The following is a 17206-nucleotide window of genomic DNA, read 5'->3' as shown; positions in this document are numbered from 1 at the left end:
ACCGGGTACGGCGCTCGTCGCCGATGCACCCGCGCCCGGTGAGCCACCTCGGCGCCCCCGCGGGCGGTCACCCGCACCGCGTCGAGCGTCGCGGCGACGCCGTGCACACGCAGGCACCGGACGCCCTGCGCGGCGGCGAGGACGGACACGGCGCAGGGCGCGGACGTCCCGTGACGGCGCCGGGCGCGGGCGTCCCAGTGACGGCGCCGGGCGCGGGCGTCCCGTCGCCGCGCCGGCCGGCGCCCGGCCCGGGAAGGACTTGCGGGACGCGTCCACGGGGACCGGACGGCCAGGCGCGCGGCCCTCCGCCCGGCCGGGCCGGCAACTCCCGGTCATACCCGGCCCCTTGGCTAAGCCGAGCCCCGGGCCGACGACCAGGCGGCCGACCGGGACCCCGGCCTCCAGCGCGGCCGACTGCTTCCGGCAGATCGGCGGCGGCGTCGGCGCAGCGGTCTTCGCCCTCGATCCGCAGCCGCGGCTCGCCGGCCACATCGGTGACGACATCCCGGTGGACGGCGTCGGCCTGCATGCCGGCGGAGTGGCCGCGTCAGTGCGTCAGGACGTGCGGCGCCTTGCCGCGGGCCATCAGCGGCGGCATCGCGGGGTCGGCGAGGCCGCCCGAGACGTCGTTGCCATCCGTGCGCCGGCGTCGAAGACGCGGCCGGCGGCCACCTCGACCCGGATGGTGTCGACAAGTCGCCGGAGCGGCGAGTTCGCCTCCCGGCCGCCGCCGTGAGCGGCCGGGAGGCGTGCGGGTCACCGGTATTCGACGGCCGCGTCCAGCAGCCAGTCCGCCAGATAGCCGGCGAACGAGGAGCGCACCAGCACCCAGAACCCGGCCCTGGGTTCGTCGCGGGCCACCAGGACGACCTGGGTGCGGGCCAGCGTCGTCTGCGCGCAGCGGCCGGGGCCGAAGGCGCGTGGGTGCAGGTCCAGCGAGCAGCCGTGGGCCAGCAGGTCGCGGGCCCGGGGTCCGGCCACCAGCAGGGTGGTGCGCTGGGCGGAGACGTCGGTGACCGAGACCGGTTCGTCGCCGGCCGCCGCGCGGATCCGGCCCTCCAGGTCCCGCTCGGTGCCCGGCCGGCCCACCACCAGCCATTCGTCGGGGCCGAGCCACACCGCGGTCACGTCCCCCGCGTGCACGACGGTGTTGGGTTCCAGGGGCAGCTGGAGTCCCAGGGCGAGTCCGACGGCGTCCGCCGCCAGGCCCTTGGCGTCGAGGCGGACGTTCACCTGGGCCAGGAAGGGGAGTTCGGCCAGCCGGATCGCGCCCCGGGAAGAGCGCGTCGCGGCGGCCAGGCGGTGGGCGGCGTCGGTCAGGGGGCTGCGCTGCCACGGGGTCAGGGCGGTGTCAGCCATCGCGGCGGGCTCCCTCGGGGTCGTAGAGGACGGGGCTTGCGACGGTCACCGGGACCAGCCGGTCGCCGACGGGCGCGTAGAGGCGTTCGCCGATGCGGTCCCGGCCCCCCTTGACCAGGGCGAGCGCGAACGTCCGGTCGAGCGCCGCGCTGCGGTAGCTGGAGGTGACGTGACCGAGCATCGGGACGGGCGGGGCGGGCAGTTCGCTGTCGGCGACCAGATGGGTGCCCTCGGGGAGGAAGACGGCCGGGTCCTCCGGGAGGAGCCCGACGAGGTGCTTGCGGTCGGGGCGGACGGTGTCCGCGCGGGCGTAGGAGCGCTTGCCGATGAAGTCGGGCTTCTTCTTCGACACCGCCCAGCCCATGCCGAGGTCCTGCGGGGTGACCGTGCCGTCGGTGTCCTGCCCGACGATCGGATAGCCCTTCTCGGCGCGCAGGACGTGCATGGTCTCGGTGCCGTACGGGGTGATGCCGTACGGGGCGCCGGCCTCGTACAGCGCCTCCCACAGCCTGCGGGCGTCCCACGGCGAGACGTTGATCTCGTAGGCGAGTTCGCCGGAGAAGCTGATCCGGCACACCCGCGCCTCCAGGCCCGCGACCGTCGCGTCCCGCCACGCCATGAACGGGAAGTTCTCGTTGGAGACGTCCAGTTCGGGAGCGAGCGAGCCGAGGACCGCGCGGGACTTCGGGCCGACCAGGGCCACGGTGGCCCACTGCTCGGTGACCGACGTGCAGTGGGCCTTCAGTTCGGGCCACTCGGTCTGCAGCCACTCCTCCATCCAGTCCAGTACGGCCGCGGCGTTGCCGGTCGTGGTGGTGACCAGGAACCGGTCCTGGGCGAGCCGGATGACCGTGCCGTCGTCGAAGACCATTCCGTCCAGGCGGCACATCACGCCGTAGCGGATCATGCCGACCTTCAGGGTGCTCATCATGTTGGTGTAGAGCCGGTCGAGGAAGACCGCGGCGTCCGGACCCTGGACGTCGATCTTGCCGAGTGTGGAGGCGTCCATGAAGGCCACGCCCTCCCGGGCCGCCCGGCACTCGCGCAGCACGGCGGTCTCCATGTCCTCGCCGTCGCGCGGGTAGTACCAGGGCCGCTTCCACTGGCCGACGTTCTCGAACAGGGCGCCGTGCTCGACGTGCCAGCCGTGCAGGGCGGTGGTGCGCACCGGGTCGCTCAGCGCACCGCGGTCGCGGCCGGCGAGGGCGGCGAAGGACACCGGGGTGTACGGCGGCCGGAAGGTGGGCAGGCCGAGCGCCGAGACGTCCACGCCGAGGAGTTCGGCGACGACGCCGCTCGCCAGGACGCCGCCCGTCTTGCCCTGGTCGTTGGCGGTGCCGGCCGTGGTGTAGCGCTTGGTGTGCTCCACCGAGCGCAGGCCCGCGCCGGTCGCCCGCGCCAGGTCGTCGACCGTGACGTCGCGCTGGAGGTCGACGAACCGGGGAGCGCCGGTGTCGCCGGGGACGGTGAAGACCTGCATGGGCGGGTTGTACGGCTGCGCGGACACGGCCGGCAGGACGGGGGGCTCGGCCGTGCAGCCCTCCGCCTCGGCCGCGCGGACACCGGCCGACGCACCCTGCGCGAGGGCCGTGGCCAGGTCGAAGGCGCCGTTCGCGCTGCCCGCGACCTCCACCGCCTGACGGCAGCTGCCGGGCACGAACGCGCCGAGGGCGTCGTCGTGCCGGAGCTTTCCGCCCGCCTGGCTGAACAGGTGCGCGACCGGGTTCCAGCCGCCGGAGACCAGCAGCAGGTCGGCGGCGAACTCCCGCTGTCCCGTGGACCGGCCGTAGGGGGCGACCGTCACGGCGGTCAGCCGGGCGGCGCCCTCCGTGCCGATGACCGCGTGTCCGGTGAGCACCTCGATGCCGGCGGAGCGGGCCCGCTCGGCCCACTCCCCCGGCTCGGTCCGGGTGTCGACGATCGCCGCGATGTCCACGCCGGCGGCCGCCAGGTCGAGGGCGGCGGCGTAGGCGCTGTCGTTGGTGGTGAACACGACGGCGTGCCGGCCGGGGAGGACGGCGTAGCGGTGCAGGTAGGTGCGGGCCGAGGACGCCAGCATCACGCCCGGCCGGTCGTTGTCGCCGAACGCCAGCGAGCGTTCGTGGGCGCCGGTCGCGAGGACCACGCGCCGGGCGCGGATGCGCCAGACGCGCTCGCGGGAGACGTTCTCCGGAGCTGCGACCCCGAGGTGGTTGGTGCGGCGCTCGACGGCCAGGAGGTGGTTGTCGTCGTAGTAGCCGAAGACGGTGGTGCGGGGCAGGACGCGGACCTCGGGCGCCGCGTCGAGCCGGGCGCGGGTCTCGGCGACCCAGTCGAGGTGCTCGCCGGTGCCGAGCAGGCTGCCGCCGGCCTCCGGCTGGTCGTCGGCGAGGATGACGCGGGCGCCGCCGCTCGCCGCCGCGGCCGCCGCCGCGAGTCCGGCCGGGCCGGCGCCGACGACCAGCACGTCGCAGTGGGCGTGTACGGCGTCGTAGCGGGCGGGGTCGGGTGTGTCGGCGAGGCGGCCCTGGCCGGGAAGGCTGCTCGCGGCCAGGCCGTCGTAGAGCTCGACGGTGGTGGCGGGGAGCATGGGCTCGGGGAAGGGGGCCTCGATCTGGACGACCGCGTTGGGTTCCTCGACGCCGGCGGAGAAGATGCCGCGCGGGCGGCCCAGCTTGATGCTGGTGGCGGCCTGGATGACGCCGTTGGCGAGCAGGGCGGAGGCGAGGGTGTCGCCGCGGAACCCTTCGTACCGGGTGCCGTCGAATGTGAAGGTGAGGGGGGTGCCGCGGTCGATGCGGCCGCCTCCTGAGAGACGGAACGCCTGACCGGGGACGCCCGGCTCCGGAAACCCTGGAGCCGACGGCTGCGGGCCGGAGGTCGTGGAGCGTCCGCCGGAGCCGTCCTGGAGCGAGGAGCCGCCGCCGGAGCCGCCCTGGAGTGAGGAGCCGCCGGCGGAGCCGTCCTGGATCGCCGGACCGGCGGGCACGGACGGACGCGGTTCGAGGGCGGCCGGCCGGTCCTCCCCCACCCGGTACACCGCCAGGATCTCGTTCGTCGACGTGTCCCGCACCGCGTTGAACCACCGGCGGCAGCCCGCCGCGTGGCTCCACCGCTCGGCGAAGGGGCCCTTGGGGTTGTCGCGGAAGAACAGGTACCGCGCCCACTCCTCGTCGGTGAGGGCGGCGGGGTCCTCGGGGTAGGGGACGTGGGCCTGGCCGCCGTAGTGGAACTCGGCCTCGTCACGGGGCCCGCACCACGGGCAGGGGATGAGCAGCATGGTTCGGCTCCCTAGTGGGCCACCGCGGCAGCGCCGTGCTCGTCGACGAGCGCGCCGGTGGTGAAACGGTCGAGCGAGAAGGGGGCGTTCAGGGGGTGGGGCGTGTCGTGGGCGATGGTGTGGGCGTAGACCCAGCCGACACCCGGGGTGGCCTTGAAACCGCCGGTCCCCCAGCCGCAGTTGAGGTAGAGGTTGTCGACGGGGCTGAGGCCGACGATGGGCGAGGCGTCGGGGCTGACGTCCACGATGCCGCCCCAGGTGCGCAGCACGTGGGCGCGGGCGAAGACCGGGAAGAGCTCCAGGGCCGCCGACATCTGGTCCTCGATGATGTGGAAGGCGCCGCGCTGGGTGTAGGAGTTGTAGGCGTCGATGCCGGCGCCCATGACCAGTTCGCCCTTGTGCGCCTGGCTGACGTACACGTGGACGGCGTTGGACATCACCACCGTGGGGTGGACCGGTTCCAGGAGTTCGGAGACGAGCGCCTGCAACGGGTGGCTCTGCAGGGGCAGTTCGATGCCGGCCATGGCGGCGAGGACGGAGGTGTGACCGGCCGCGCACAGGGCCACCTTGCCGGCCGCGATCGGACCGCGGGTGGTCTGCACGCCGACCACCCGGCCGCCCGCCACATCGAGCCCGGTGACCTCGCAGTTCTGGATGATGTCGATGCCGGCGGCGTCCGCGGAGCGGGCGAAGCCCCAGGCGACGTAGTCGTGCTTGGCGATGCCGGCGCGCGGCTGGTAGGTGCCGCCGAGGACGGGGTAGCGCACGTCCGGGGAGGTGTTGACGATCGGGCAGACCTCTTTGACCCCGTCGGCGTCCAGCCATTCGGCGTCCACGCCGTTGAGCCGGTTGGCCTCGACGCGGCGGACGCTGTCGCGGACGTCCTGGAGGCTGTGGGCGAGGTTCAGCACACCGCGCTGGGAGAAGAGGATCGGGTAGTCCAGTTCCTCCTCCAGCCCCTCCCACAGCTTCAGCGCGTGCTCGTAGATGCCGGCGCTCTCGTCCCACAGGTAGTTGGAGCGGATGATCGTGGTGTTGCGGGCCATGTTGCCGCCCGCGAGCCAGCCCCTCTCCAGGACGGCGACGCTGGTGATGCCGTGGTTCTTCGCCAGGTAGTGGGCGGTGGCCAGGCCGTGTCCGCCGCCGCCCACGACGATCACGTCGTACGACGGCCTGGGGTCCGGGTCGCGCCAGAGGAAGTCCGGGTGGTCGGGGAGGTCGGCGCCGGGGGTGCGGGGGCTCATCGGGCGTCTCCGTCGTGCGAGAGGTGCGGGTAGAGCGGGTGCTTGGCGGCCAGCGCCTCGGTGCGGGCACGCAGGGCGGCCACGTCCGGCTCGGGCCGCAGGGCCAGCGCGATCACGTCGGCGACCTCGGCGAAGTCGTCCTCCGTGAAACCGCGGGTGGCCAGCGCCGGGGTGCCGATGCGCAGGCCTGAGGTGACCATGGGCGGGCGCGGGTCGAAGGGCACCGCGTTGCGGTTGACGGTGATGCCGATCTCGTGCAGGAGGTCCTCGGCCCGCCTGCCGTCGAGTTCGGAGTCCCGCAGGTCCACCAGGACCAGGTGGACGTCCGTGCCGCCGGTCAGCACCTTCACGCCGGCCGCGGTGGCGTCGGGCCGGGCGAGGCGTTCGGCGAGGATGCGGGCGCCGGCGAGGGTGCGGGTCTGGCGCTCGGCGAACTCGGGCGAGGCCGCGACCTTGAAGGAGACCGCCTTGGCTGCGATGACGTGCTCCAGCGGCCCTCCCTGCATGCCCGGGAACACCGCCGAGTTGATCTTCTTGGCGAGGTCGGCGTCGTCGGTGAGGATGACCCCGCCGCGCGGACCTCCGAGGGTCTTGTGCGTGGTGGTGGTGACGACGTGGGCGTGCGGGACGGGGCTCGGGTGCAGCCCGGCGGCGACCAGGCCCGCGAAGTGCGCCATGTCGACCATGAGGAGGGCGCCGACCTCGTCGGCGATCCGGCGGAAGGCCGCGAAGTCCAGCTGCCTGGGATACGCCGACCAGCCCGCGATGATCATCTTGGGGCGGTGCTCCTTGGCGAGCCGCTCCACCTCGTCCATGTCCACGAGGTGGTCCGCCTCGGAGACGTGGTAGGGCACCACGTTCAGCATCTTGCCGCTGTAGTTGATGCGCATGCCGTGGGTGAGGTGGCCGCCGTGCGCGAGGTCGAGGCCCATGACGGTGTCACCGGGCTGCAGGAGGGCGAAGAACACGGCGGTGTTGGCCTGCGCGCCCGAGTGCGGCTGGACGTTGGCGTAGGCGGCGCCGAACAGGGACTTGACGCGTTCGATCGCCAGCCGCTCGGTGACGTCGACGTGTTCGCAGCCGCCGTAGTAGCGGCGTCCCGGGTAGCCCTCGGCGTACTTGTTGGTCGCCACCGAGCCCTGCGCCTCCATCACGGCGGTGGGCGCGAAGTTCTCGGAGGCGATCATCTCCAGGGTGGACTGCTGGCGGCGCAGCTCGGCGCGCAGGGCTGCGTGGACCTCCGGGTCCAGCTCGGCGAGGCTGGTGTTCAGGGGGTTCATACGGCGTTCGCGTTCCTCTCGGCGGCCTCGACGACATTCGCGAGGAGCATCGCTCGGGTCATGGGTCCCACTCCCCCGGGCATCGGGGCGAGCCAGCCGGCGGCCTCGGCGGCCTCCGGGTGGATGTCGCCGACGAGCCCGTGCTCGGTGCGGGTGATGCCGACGTCCAGGACGGCAGCGCCGGGGCGCAGCATGTCCTTGGTGATCAGTCCGGGCGAGCCGGCGGCCGCGACGACGATGTCCGCCTCGCGCACGTGCCAGGCCAGTCCCTTGGTTCCGGTGTGGCAGAGGGTCACGGTGGCGTTCTCGGACCTGCGGGTGAGCAGCAGGCCGATGGGCCGGCCGACCGTGATGCCCCGGCCGACCACGCACACCCGGGCCCCGGCGAGCGGAACGTCGTGGCGGCGCAGCAGTTCGACGATGCCGCGCGGGGTGCAGGGCAGCGGGGCGTCGATGCCGAGGACGAGGCGGCCGAGGTTGACGGGGTGCAGTCCGTCGGCGTCCTTGGCGGGGTCCATGCGCTCCAGCACGGCGTTCGCGTCCAGGTGGCGCGGGAGCGGGAGCTGGACGATGTATCCGGTGCAGGCCGGGTCGGCGTTGAGTTCGTCGATGACGTCCTCGACCTGTTGCCGGGTGGCGTCGGCGGGCAGTTCGCGGCGCAGGGAGGCGATGCCGACCTGGGCGCAGTCGCGGTGCTTCCCGGCTACGTAGGCACGGCTGCCGGGGTCGTCGCCGACGAGGACGGTCCCGAGACCTGGCGGACGGCCGGTGAGGGCGGTCAGCTTGGCCACGCGCTCGGCCAGTTCACGGCGGATGGCGGCGGCGGTCGCCCTGCCGTCGAGGAGCTGTGCGGTCACCGGTGGTGTTCCTTCCCTCGGCTAGCCACGGAGGCGGGACATGGACGGGTCGAACAACGGTTCCTCGGCGACGACGGCCTCGACACGCTGGTCGAAGTAGCCGATGTGCACCCTCGTGCCGGGCTCGGCCAGCTCCGCCGGCAGCCACGCATAGGCGATCCCCTTGCCGATGGTGTAGCCGTACGCCGCGCTGGTGACGTAACCGACGGCGCGGTCGCCGTCGTACACGGGCTCCTTGCCCATGACGACGGCGTGCGGGTCGTCGATGGTGAGGCAGCTCAGCCTGCGCCGGACGTTCTCCTTGCGGCGCTCCAGCGCGGCCTTCCCGACGAAGTCGCCCTTGTCGAGCTTGACGGCGAAGCCGACGCCGGCCTCGTACGGGTCGTGCTCGTAGGTCATGTCGGTGCCGAAGGAGCGGTAACCCTTCTCCAGGCGGAGGCTGTTGAAGGCGCCGCGGCCGGCGACGACGCCGCCGAGCGGTTCGGCCGCGGCCCACAGGGTGTCCCACAGCTTCAGGCCCTGGTCGGCGGTGGTGTACAGCTCCCAGCCCAGTTCGCCGACGTACGACAGCCGCATCGCGGTGACCGGAACCGAGCCGATGTAGGCGCGCTTGGCGCGGAAGTACTTCAGGCCCTCGTTCGAGAAGTCCTCGTCGGTGAGCGGCTGCAGCACCTCGCGGGCGAGCGGGCCCCACAGGCCGATGCAGCAGGTGCCGGCGGTGATGTCGCGGACCTGGACGCGGCCGTCGGCGGGCAGGTGGCGGGTGAACCAGTCGAGGTCCAGGTTGCCGTTGGCGCCGACCTGGAAGAGGTCGCGGCCGAGGCGGGCGACGGTGATGTCGCTGCGGATGCCGCCGTCGTGGTCCAGCAGCAGGGTGTACGTCACCGAGCCGACGGACTTGGCGACCTTGCCGGTGACCAGGCCCTCCAGGAAGTCGGCGGCGCCGGGGCCGCTGACCTCGAGGCGCTTGAGGGCCGTCATGTCGTACAGGGCGACCTTCTCGCGGGTGACCTGCGCCTCGGCGCCGACCACGGGCGACCAGTAGCGGGCGGCCCAGTCGTTGGGCGTGGGGATCGAACGGCCCTCGACCAGGCCTGCGTTGGCCTCGTACCACTGGGGGCGCTCCCAGCCGTTCGCCTCCAGGAAGAACGCGCCGTGTTCCTGCTGGCGGGCGTAGAAGGGGCTGGTGCGGATCGGGCGCGGCTCACCCGAGGGCTGGAGCGGATGGAGGATGTCGTAGACCTCCACGAAGTTCCGGCAGTCGCGGGCCAGGACGTACTCCGGGGAGAGCTGGTGCGGCTCGAAGCGGTTGACGTCGCACTCGTGCAGGTCGAAGGAGGAGCAGTAGCCGTCGACCAGCCATTCGGCGACGGCCCGGCCGACGCCCGCGGAGTGGGTCACCCACACGGCCTCGGCGACCCAGAAGCCCTTGACGTCGGGGGACTCGCCGAGCAGCGGGTAGCCGTCGGTGGTGAAGGAGAACAAGCCGTTGATGCCCTCCTCGATCTTCGCCTCCTTGGTCGCCGGGAGCAGGGACTGCGTCTCGGTCCAGGCCGGCTCGAAGTCCTCCTCGGTGAACTTCAGCACCGAGGGCATCTGTTCGGCCGCGTCCACGGAGAGGATGTCGTCGGCGGAGACCGGCATGGGGCGGTGGCCGTAGTAGCCGATGCCGAGGCCGTCGTAGCGGTCGCGGTAGTACAGGTCGGCGTCCTGGTGGCGCAGGATCGGGCGGACCGCCTCCTCGGTCTGGCCGGCGAGGGCGGGGACCGGGCCGGTCCAGGCGAGCTGGTGGGCCAGCGGGGTGAGCGGCAGGTTCATGCCGGCCATGCGGGCGATCTTCGGGCCCCAGATGCCGGCGCAGCACACGACGACGTCGGCGTCGATCTCGCCGTGGTCGGTGACGACGCCGGTGACGCGGCCTTCGCTCTGCCGGATGTCGAGGACCTCGTGCCGGGCGAGGAAGCGCACGCCGCGCTCGGTGGCCCGGCGGATCTGGGCCTCGACGGCGAGGACGGCCTTGGCCAGGCCGTCGGTGGGGACGAACAGACCGCCGAGGACCTTGTCGCGGTCGACCAGCGGGTGCTTGGCCACGCACTCGTCGGGGGTCAGCAGGCGGGCCTCGATGCCCCACGCGGTGATCCAGCCGTGCCGGCGCCGGATCTCGGCGAGCCGCTCGGGGCTGGTCGCCACCTCCAGGCCGCCGACCTGCAGGAAGCAGGGCTTGCCGTCGACGTCGAGGGAGCAGAACTTCTCGACGGTGTAGCGGGCCAGCTCCGTCATCGTCTTCGAGGCGTTCGTCTGGAAGACCAGGCCGGGGGCGTGCGAGCTGGATCCCCCGGTGGCCGGGAGGGGGCCCTGGTCGACCACGGTCACTTCGGTCCAGCCGCGCGCGGAGATCTCGTCCGCCAGGGCCGCTCCCACGACACCCGCTCCGATGATCACCACTCGGGGTCCCGCCATCGCCCAACCTCCGAACTTGAGACCGGCTCAGTTGCTTTTGGCGCAACGTGATTCAGGTTACGCAACTCAATGTGCCTGTCGCCGCGAAGGGTGTCAAGGGGGCGGTGACGTCGGAAAACAGGCCGGAGAAGGGGCCCGGGCACGGCAACGCCCGGCGGGCGGTGCGCACCTGCGCGCACCGCCCGCCGGGCGTCGTCAGCCGGCCTCTTTCCGGTCCCGTCCTACTTCAGCCAGGCGTCGACCTTGTCGCGGTTCGCGTCGACCCACTTCTTGGCCGCCGCGTCGTCCGACATCTTGTCCACCGCGATGTACCGGGCCACGGTGTTCTGGTCGTCGTTGGTCCAGTGGAAGTTCTTCACCAGCTTGTAGGCGGGGCTGCCCGACTTGGCGAACCGCGCGCTGACGATCTTGTCCAGGTCGTAGACGGGATAGTCGCAGGCGATCTTCGCGGCGTCGGCGTCACAGCCCGCCGTGTACTTCGGCAGGTTGACCTTGACCAGCGGCACCTCGGACAAGAACCACTGCGGTTCGTAGAAGTAGCCGATCACCCACTGCTTGTTCTTCTCGGCCGTCCGGTAGGCCTGGATGAGCGCCGTCTCGCTGCCCGCGTACACCACCTTGAAGTCGAGCTTCAGGTTCTTCACCAGTGCCGCGTCGTTGGTGACGTACGACGGGTCGCCGTCGAGGAGCTGGCCCTTGCCGCCCGACTCCGAGGTCCTGAACTTGTCGGCGTACTTGTCCAGGTTCTTCCAGTCGGTGATGTCCGGGTGGGCCTTGGCGAGCCACGGCGGCACGAACCAGCCGATCACACCCTTGTTCCCGGTCGACCCCGCTTCCACGGCGGTCTTCTGCTCGGTGATGTACTTCTTCTTCAGATCGTCGTGGCCCCAGTTCTCCAGGACGGCGTCCACCTCACCGGTTCCGAAGCCCTGCCAGGCGATCTCCTCCTTCAGGTCCTTCTTGTTGACCGTGCAACCGAGGTCGTGCTGCGCCACGTACGCGACGACCGCCGCGTCCGCCTCGTAGCCGACCCACGGGTTGACGGCCAGGTTGAAGGCGCCGCACTTGCCGTCCGAGGACTTGGCGCCGGCCGAAGTGCTGTCGCCGACCTTCGCTCCCGAGCAGGCCGTGAGGGTGAGGCCGAGGACGGCCGCAGCGGCCGCGCCGGCCCGCCAGTGATGTGCCATGGTGTCGTGCTCCTTATGCCCTGGCGCGTCGCGCCGCAGCCTGCGTGATCCGGTCGAACATGACTCCGAGCAGTACGATGGCGAGCCCTGCCGCCAGCCCCTTGCCGTACAGCTCTCCCTGCGAGAACCCGGCCACGACGTCGTAGCCGAGGGCGCCTGCCCCTACCAGGCCGCCCACAACAACCATCGACAGCACATAGATCAGACCCTGGTTGGTGGCGAGGGTCAGCGCGCTGCGTGCCATCGGCAGCTGGACCTTGGTGATGATCTGCCAGGTGTTGCACCCGGAGGAGACGGCCGCCTCCACGGTGGACTCGGACACGTTCCGCACACCGTCCGCGATGATCTTGATGGCGACGGGCGCCGCGTACACGACGGCCGCGACGATCGCGGTGAACCGGGTGGCGCCGAACAGCGCCAGGAACGGCACGAGGTAGACGAACGGCGGCATGACCTGCGCGGCGTCCAGAGTGGGCCGCACCAGCCGGTCCACCAGCCGGCTGCGGCCCATCCACACGCCGAAGACGACGCCGAGCAGCATCACCAGCACCGTGGCGACGGCGGTGGAGGCCAGTGTCGTCATGCCGTCGGACCACACACCCGTGCCGACCAGCAGACCGACGCACACCGCGGCCGTCGCCGCGGCGCGCCGGCCGCCGAGCACCGCGCCGAGCGCGACGAGGGTGATGCCGACCAGCCACCACGGGGAGTCGGTGAGCAGCGTCTGGAACGGGTTGAGCAGACCGGTGGTGATGACGTTCCGCAGCCCGTTGGTGATCCCGGACAGATGGTCCTGCAGCCAGGTGGTCGTGGTGTCGGCCGCGCTCGCGATGTGGCTGCCCGTGGCGCCGTCGCCCGGGAACTCGGCCGCCCAGACGTAGGTGTGGGACAGGTAGACCAGGACGGCGGCCCCGGCGCCGCCCGCCACCAGCAGAGGGCGGCGCCACCGCGACAGGCGGCCGCCCGTGCGGCGGGTCCCGGTGCGCGCGGCCGCCGCGGTGGTGACCCGGTCGAGCACGATGGCCATGACGACGATGGCGAGCCCGGCGTTGAACGCCGTGCCGACGTCGAGCGACTGCAGGGCCTGGACCACGGTCTTGCCGAGGCCGGGCGCGTCGATCAGGGCGGCGATGGTCACCATGGCCAGCGCGGCCATGATGGTCTGGTTGACGCCCATGACGACCGTGCGCCGGGACATCGGCAGCAGCACCTTCAGCAGCTGCTGCGAGCGTGTGGTGCCGAGCGAGTCGGCCGCCTCGACGGTGGTCTTCGGCACCGAGCGGATGGCGTGCGCGGTGATGCGGATGGCGGGCGGTGCCGCGTAGATGACGGTGGTGATCACGGCGGAGGCGCCGCCGATGAGGAAGATCAGGGTCAGCGGGGCGAGGTAGACGAAGGTCGGCATCGTCTGCATGAAGTCCAGGAAGGGCGTCATGATCCGGTTGAACCGGTCGGACAGCCCGGCCCACACGCCCAGCGGGATGCCGATGAGCAGCGCCACGAGGACCGCCGACGCGGTCAGCGCGAGGGTGTCCATGCTCTGCTGCCACAGGCCCTGGAGCCCGAAGAAGGTGAAGCCCGCGACCGCCAGCAGCGCCACCCGCCAGTTGGCCACGGCCCAGGAGACGTAGCCGGTGAGGCCGACGACGCCGAGCCAGCCGATCTGCGGCACCGGGCGGGTGCCGGTGGGCTGGGAGATCAGGGACTGGACGAAGGTGACCAGGTTGTCGATGGCCAGCCGGATCTCGTTGAAGAAGTACAGGAAGAGCGGGTTGGAGTTGCGGTTGGCGCCGATGCTGTCGTTGAGGTCGTTCAGCCACCGGTGCAGGCCGGTGAGGTCGGCCGCCGCGAGGGCCAGGGTCTGCCGGCCGCGCAGTACGGCGAAGAGCACCAGCCACGCGAGCAGGACGGCCGCCACCACCATGGGGCGGCTGACCTTGTGACGTGTCGTCGCGACCGGCGCGGTCGCGTCGGCGGCGGCCATCAGGCACCGCCTTCCCGCCCGGCGACGACGGAGAGGATCTCCTCGTCGCCGACGATGCCGAGCAGCTTGCCGTTCTCCACGACCTTGACGGGCTTCTCGGCGGCGAGCACCGCGCGGGTGGCCTCGCGCACCACGACGTCCGGCCCGAGCTCGGGTCCGTCCAGGGCGTCGCCGGGCTCGGCGGGGCGCATGATCCAGCGCAGGGTGAGGACGTCGCCGCGCGGCACGTCCTTGACGAAGTCCCGTACGTAGTCGTCGGCGGGGGCGCCGACGAGTTCGTCGCCGGTGCCGCACTGGACCGTCTTGCCGTCCCGCATGATCAGGATGCGGTCGCCGAGCTTCAGGGCCTCGGACAGGTCGTGGGTGATGAACACCATGGTCTTGCCGACCTCGTGGTGCAGCCGGATGACCTCGCTCTGCATGTCGCGGCGGATCAGCGGGTCGAGCGCGGAGAACGGCTCGTCGAAGAAGAGGACGTCGGGATCGCCGGCGAGGGCGCGGGCGAGGCCGACGCGCTGCTGCATGCCGCCGGAGAGCTGGTCGGGGTAGGAGTTCTCGTATCCGGCCAGGCCCACCAGTTCGACGACCTCCAGGGCCTTCCTGGTGCGCTCGGCCTTGCCCATGCCCCGTATCTCGAGGCCGAACGCCACGTTGTCGACGACCCTGCGGTGCGGCAGCAGGCCGAAGTGCTGGAAGACCATGGAGAACTTGCTGCGCCGCAGCTCGCGCAGCCGCCTGGCGTCGGCGCCGCGGATGTCCTCGCCCTCGAAGACGATCTCTCCGGCGGTGGGTTCGATCAGCCGGGTGAGACAGCGCACCAGGGTGGACTTGCCGGAGCCGGACAGGCCCATGACGACGAAGACCTCGCCGGGTGACACGTCGAAGCCGACATCCCGTACGGCGGCGGTGCAGCCGGTGCGGTCCATCAGCTCGCGGCGGCTGAGCCCGCACAGCTCCTCGGAGCCCGGCACCTCGTCGGCCCTGGGTCCGAACACCTTCCACAGCCGGCGCACGGAGATGACCGGCGTACGCGCCTGGGGCTCCTGGGACGTGTCGCTGGGCGGCGACACCTCGGTCTGGGCTGGGGTCATGATCGGGCCTCTCTCGGGCGGTCAGCCGCGGAACCAGTGCTGCGGCCGGGGTTGGATGTTCTGCCAGACGTGCTTGGGCTCCCGGTACTCGTCGAGGCCGGCCGGTCCCAGCTCACGGCCCACGCCCGAGTGTCCGAAGCCGCCCCATTCCGCCTGCGGTACGTAGGGGTGGTAGTCGTTGATCCACACGGTGCCGTGGCGCAGCCTCCGGGCGACCCGCTGGGCCTTGCCCGCGTCCTGGGTCCAGACGGCTCCCGCGAGGCCGTACTCCGTGTCGTTGGCGATGCGGACGGCGTCGTCCTCGTCGTGGAAGCGTTCGACGGTGAGCACGGGTCCGAAGGACTCCTCGTGCACCACGCGCATGTCCTGCCGGCACTCGTCGAGGACGGTCGGCGGGTAGTAGAAGCCGTTCGCCAGCGCGCGGTCGCCGGGGCGGGCTCCGCCGCAGCGCAGGACGGCGCCCTCGGCGAGCCCCGCGGCGACGTACGCCTCGACCTTCTCCCGGTGCTGTGCGGAGATCAGCGGCCCGGTCTCGGCCTCCGCGTCGAAGGGGCCGCCGAGCCGGATCCGCCGGGCGCGGCGTACGACCTCGTCGACGAAGGCGTCGTGCACCGCGTCCTCGACGATCAGGCGGGCGCCGGCCGAGCAGACCTGCCCGGAGTGCAGGAACACGGCGGTGAGCGCGAAGTCGACGGCCGTTTCGAAGTCCGCGTCGGCGAACACCACGTTGGGGTTCTTGCCGCCGAGTTCGAGGGCGACCTTCTTCACGGTCGCCGCGGCGGTGGCCATGATGTGCCGCCCGGTGTGCAGTCCTCCGGTGAACGACACCATGTCGACGGCCGGGTGCTCGGCGAGCGGCGCGCCCGCCTCGGCCCCGGCGCCGAGCACCAGGTTGGCCGCGCCGGCCGGGAGCCCCGCCTCCTGGAGGGCCTTCATCAGCAGGATCGAGGTGGAGGGCGTCAGCTCGCTGGGCTTGAGGACGACCGTGTTCCCAGCGAGCAGTGCCGGGGCGATCTTCCAGCTCGCTTGCAGCAGCGGGTAGTTCCAGGGGGTGATCAGTCCGCAGACGCCGACCGGTTCATAGGTGACGCGGCTGAGCGCGTCGTCGCGTCCGGTGTCGACCACCCGGCCGGCGCTGGTGCCCGCGATGCCGCCGTAGTAGCGGAAGCAGGAGACGACGTCGGCGATGTCGTACTCGCTCTCCACCAGGCGCTTGCCGGTGTCGAGGGACTCGGCGCGGGCGAACTCCTTGGCGTCGCGCTCGATGATGCCGGCGGTGCGCAGCAGCAGTGCGCCGCGCTCGCGCTCGGGGGTCCGCGGCCAGGGGCCGTCGTCGAAGGCGCGCCGGGCCGCGCCGATCGCCGCCTCGGTGTCGGGGCGGGTCGCCTCCGAGACCGTCGCGACCAGGGTGCCGTCGGCCGGACAGCGGATCTCCCGGTGGCCGCCGGCCACTGGAGCGCGCCATTCTCCGTCCACATACAGATCTGCCACGCGCTGCGCCCTTCGAGCGGAATCCGTTGCGCATTGTGCATCGAATTGCTTGTGGTGGAACACCATTGCGGAATGGGCTGACGCCCGTCAAGAGGTCGGCATGTCTCGGTTTCGCCGTCCCCGGTCCGATTCCCCGGCCCCCCCTGCCCGGACCGTGTCAGCCGGCCAGGCGGTCCAGTGCCGCACGGCGCCAACGCTCCGTCTCGGCGATCTGGTTGAAGGTGAACAGGTGCAGCCCTGCCACCGCGGCGGCGGGCGCGGTGAACGCGGGCGCGCCGCGGGTGAGCAGGCGCTCGGGGGCGTATCCCCCGGGTGCCGCCAACCGCAGGAACCAGGAGGGGTGCCGGGTGAGGAAGCGCGTCGACTCCCCCACCCCGATCTTCGCCGCCATCGACAGCAGCTTGGCCCGCTGCACGGGCCCGGCGACGCCCAGGTGCACGGGCAGCGTGACGCCGCGGCGCCGGACCCGGGCGAGCCAGTCGCCGAGCACGCCCGCGTCGAAGCACAGGTTGCTGACGATGTAGGTGGCGTACGTCCGCTTGTCCCACATCGACTGGATGGTGACGTCGTCGTGGATCAGCGGATGACTCTCCGGATAACCGGTGATGCCCAGGTCGGCGAATGGGCCGCCCAGGTCGGCGAGTGCGCGCAGCACCGGCAGGGCGCCGTGGTACGGCCCGGCCGGCGGATCGGCGTCACCGGCCGGGACGAAGACGTCCGCCACGCCTGCCGTGCGCAGCCGTTCGGCGACGTCCTTCAGGTGCGTGTCGTCCCGCAGCAGCCGCGCGGGTACGTGCGGCACGACGCGGTACCCGTGCGCCGCGAGCCGCTCGGTGAGCAGCAGCGTCGGCTCCAGCCCCTTGACCGGCGACGCCGTGACCGTGACCACGACGTCGCGGGGCACATGCGCGAGGACCTTCTCCTCGGCCGCCTTCGCCGGCAGCACCTCGTAACGGACGCGGGTGAGCAGCCTCCGCAGGGCCTGGGCGCCCAT

Annotated in this window: 12 protein-coding genes; 1 reads left to right on the top strand and 11 read right to left on the bottom strand. The window is 72.1% G+C overall.

From position 1 onward, the window contains the following. Positions 1 to 346 precede the first annotated feature (346 nt). Positions 347 to 736, top strand: a complete 390-nt coding sequence (locus OG956_RS34675) for a hypothetical protein (protein ID WP_330341980.1) — start codon at positions 347 to 349, stop codon at positions 734 to 736. Positions 737 to 756: 20 nt separating this feature from the next. Here OG956_RS34675 and OG956_RS34670 read toward each other — a convergent pair whose 3' ends face one another. The 11 genes from OG956_RS34670 to OG956_RS34620 form a co-directional block, all read right to left on the bottom strand. Further along, entirely contained in the window at positions 757 to 1359 is a 603-nt protein-coding gene (locus OG956_RS34670) for a sarcosine oxidase subunit gamma (RefSeq protein ID WP_330341979.1), read from the bottom strand. Then, positions 1352 to 4618 (bottom strand): sarcosine oxidase subunit alpha family protein, encoded by a 3267-nt coding sequence (locus tag OG956_RS34665; RefSeq protein WP_330341978.1) that lies wholly within the window; start codon positions 4616 to 4618, stop codon positions 1352 to 1354. Before OG956_RS34665 ends, OG956_RS34670 begins: the two co-directional genes overlap by 8 nt. A gap of 11 nt (positions 4619 to 4629) precedes the next feature. Continuing rightward, a complete protein-coding gene (locus OG956_RS34660) occupies positions 4630 to 5862 on the bottom strand; it encodes a sarcosine oxidase subunit beta family protein (RefSeq protein ID WP_330341977.1) in 1233 nt (410 codons plus the stop codon). Then, the gene (gene glyA / locus OG956_RS34655) at positions 5859 to 7142 is read right to left on the bottom strand and encodes a serine hydroxymethyltransferase (RefSeq protein ID WP_330341976.1); all 1284 of its coding nucleotides are present in this window, start codon (positions 7140 to 7142) and stop codon (positions 5859 to 5861) included. Before glyA ends, OG956_RS34660 begins: the two co-directional genes overlap by 4 nt. Then, the gene (locus OG956_RS34650) at positions 7139 to 7999 is read right to left on the bottom strand and encodes a bifunctional methylenetetrahydrofolate dehydrogenase/methenyltetrahydrofolate cyclohydrolase (RefSeq protein ID WP_330341975.1); all 861 of its coding nucleotides are present in this window, start codon (positions 7997 to 7999) and stop codon (positions 7139 to 7141) included. Before OG956_RS34650 ends, glyA begins: the two co-directional genes overlap by 4 nt. 21 nt (positions 8000 to 8020) lie before the next feature. Continuing rightward, on the bottom strand, positions 8021 to 10459 hold the full coding sequence (locus OG956_RS34645; RefSeq protein ID WP_330341974.1) for a GcvT family protein: 2439 nt from the start codon (positions 10457 to 10459) through the stop codon (positions 8021 to 8023). Between the two features lie 221 nt (positions 10460 to 10680). After that, a complete protein-coding gene (locus OG956_RS34640; protein WP_330341973.1) occupies positions 10681 to 11646 on the bottom strand; it encodes an ABC transporter substrate-binding protein in 966 nt (321 codons plus the stop codon). 13 nt (positions 11647 to 11659) lie between these two features. Beyond that, the gene (locus OG956_RS34635) at positions 11660 to 13630 is read right to left on the bottom strand and encodes an ABC transporter permease (RefSeq protein WP_330341972.1); all 1971 of its coding nucleotides are present in this window, start codon (positions 13628 to 13630) and stop codon (positions 11660 to 11662) included. After that, positions 13630 to 14721 carry a quaternary amine ABC transporter ATP-binding protein gene (locus tag OG956_RS34630; protein ID WP_330341971.1) on the bottom strand — a complete coding sequence of 364 codons (1092 nt, stop codon included), beginning with the start codon at positions 14719 to 14721 and terminating at the stop codon, positions 13630 to 13632. The genes OG956_RS34635 and OG956_RS34630 overlap by 1 nt, the downstream gene beginning before the upstream one ends. 21 nt (positions 14722 to 14742) lie before the next feature. Next, a complete protein-coding gene (locus tag OG956_RS34625) occupies positions 14743 to 16212 on the bottom strand; it encodes an aldehyde dehydrogenase family protein (protein ID WP_330341970.1) in 1470 nt (489 codons plus the stop codon). 157 nt (positions 16213 to 16369) lie between these two features. After that, positions 16370 to 17206 carry a 5,10-methylenetetrahydrofolate reductase gene (locus OG956_RS34620; protein ID WP_330341969.1) on the bottom strand — a complete coding sequence of 279 codons (837 nt, stop codon included), beginning with the start codon at positions 17204 to 17206 and terminating at the stop codon, positions 16370 to 16372.

Origin of the sequence: Streptomyces sp. NBC_00557 (genome assembly GCF_036345995.1) — a bacterium.
Taxonomy (GTDB): domain Bacteria; phylum Actinomycetota; class Actinomycetes; order Streptomycetales; family Streptomycetaceae; genus Streptomyces.
The sequence above is the reverse complement of the archived record's forward strand: the minus strand, read 5'-3'. Positions and strand labels throughout refer to the sequence as shown.

What these genes read in the sequence shown, in the direction of transcription:
- OG956_RS34670 (WP_330341979.1), bottom strand. Translation starts at nt 1,359, where the DNA reads ATGGCTGACACCGCCCTGACCCCGTGGCAGCGCAGCCCCCTGACCGAC.
- OG956_RS34665 (WP_330341978.1), bottom strand. Translation starts at nt 4,618, where the DNA reads ATGCTGCTCATCCCCTGCCCGTGGTGCGGGCCCCGTGACGAGGCCGAG.
- OG956_RS34660 (WP_330341977.1), bottom strand. Translation starts at nt 5,862, where the DNA reads ATGAGCCCCCGCACCCCCGGCGCCGACCTCCCCGACCACCCGGACTTC.
- glyA (WP_330341976.1), bottom strand. Translation starts at nt 7,142, where the DNA reads ATGAACCCCCTGAACACCAGCCTCGCCGAGCTGGACCCGGAGGTCCAC.
- OG956_RS34645 (WP_330341974.1), bottom strand. Translation starts at nt 10,459, where the DNA reads ATGGCGGGACCCCGAGTGGTGATCATCGGAGCGGGTGTCGTGGGAGCG.
- OG956_RS34640 (WP_330341973.1), bottom strand. Translation starts at nt 11,646, where the DNA reads ATGGCACATCACTGGCGGGCCGGCGCGGCCGCTGCGGCCGTCCTCGGC.
- OG956_RS34635 (WP_330341972.1), bottom strand. Translation starts at nt 13,630, where the DNA reads ATGGCCGCCGCCGACGCGACCGCGCCGGTCGCGACGACACGTCACAAG.
- OG956_RS34630 (WP_330341971.1), bottom strand. Translation starts at nt 14,721, where the DNA reads ATGACCCCAGCCCAGACCGAGGTGTCGCCGCCCAGCGACACGTCCCAG.
- OG956_RS34620 (WP_330341969.1), bottom strand. Translation starts at nt 17,206, where the DNA reads ATGGGCGCCCAGGCCCTGCGGAGGCTGCTCACCCGCGTCCGTTACGAG.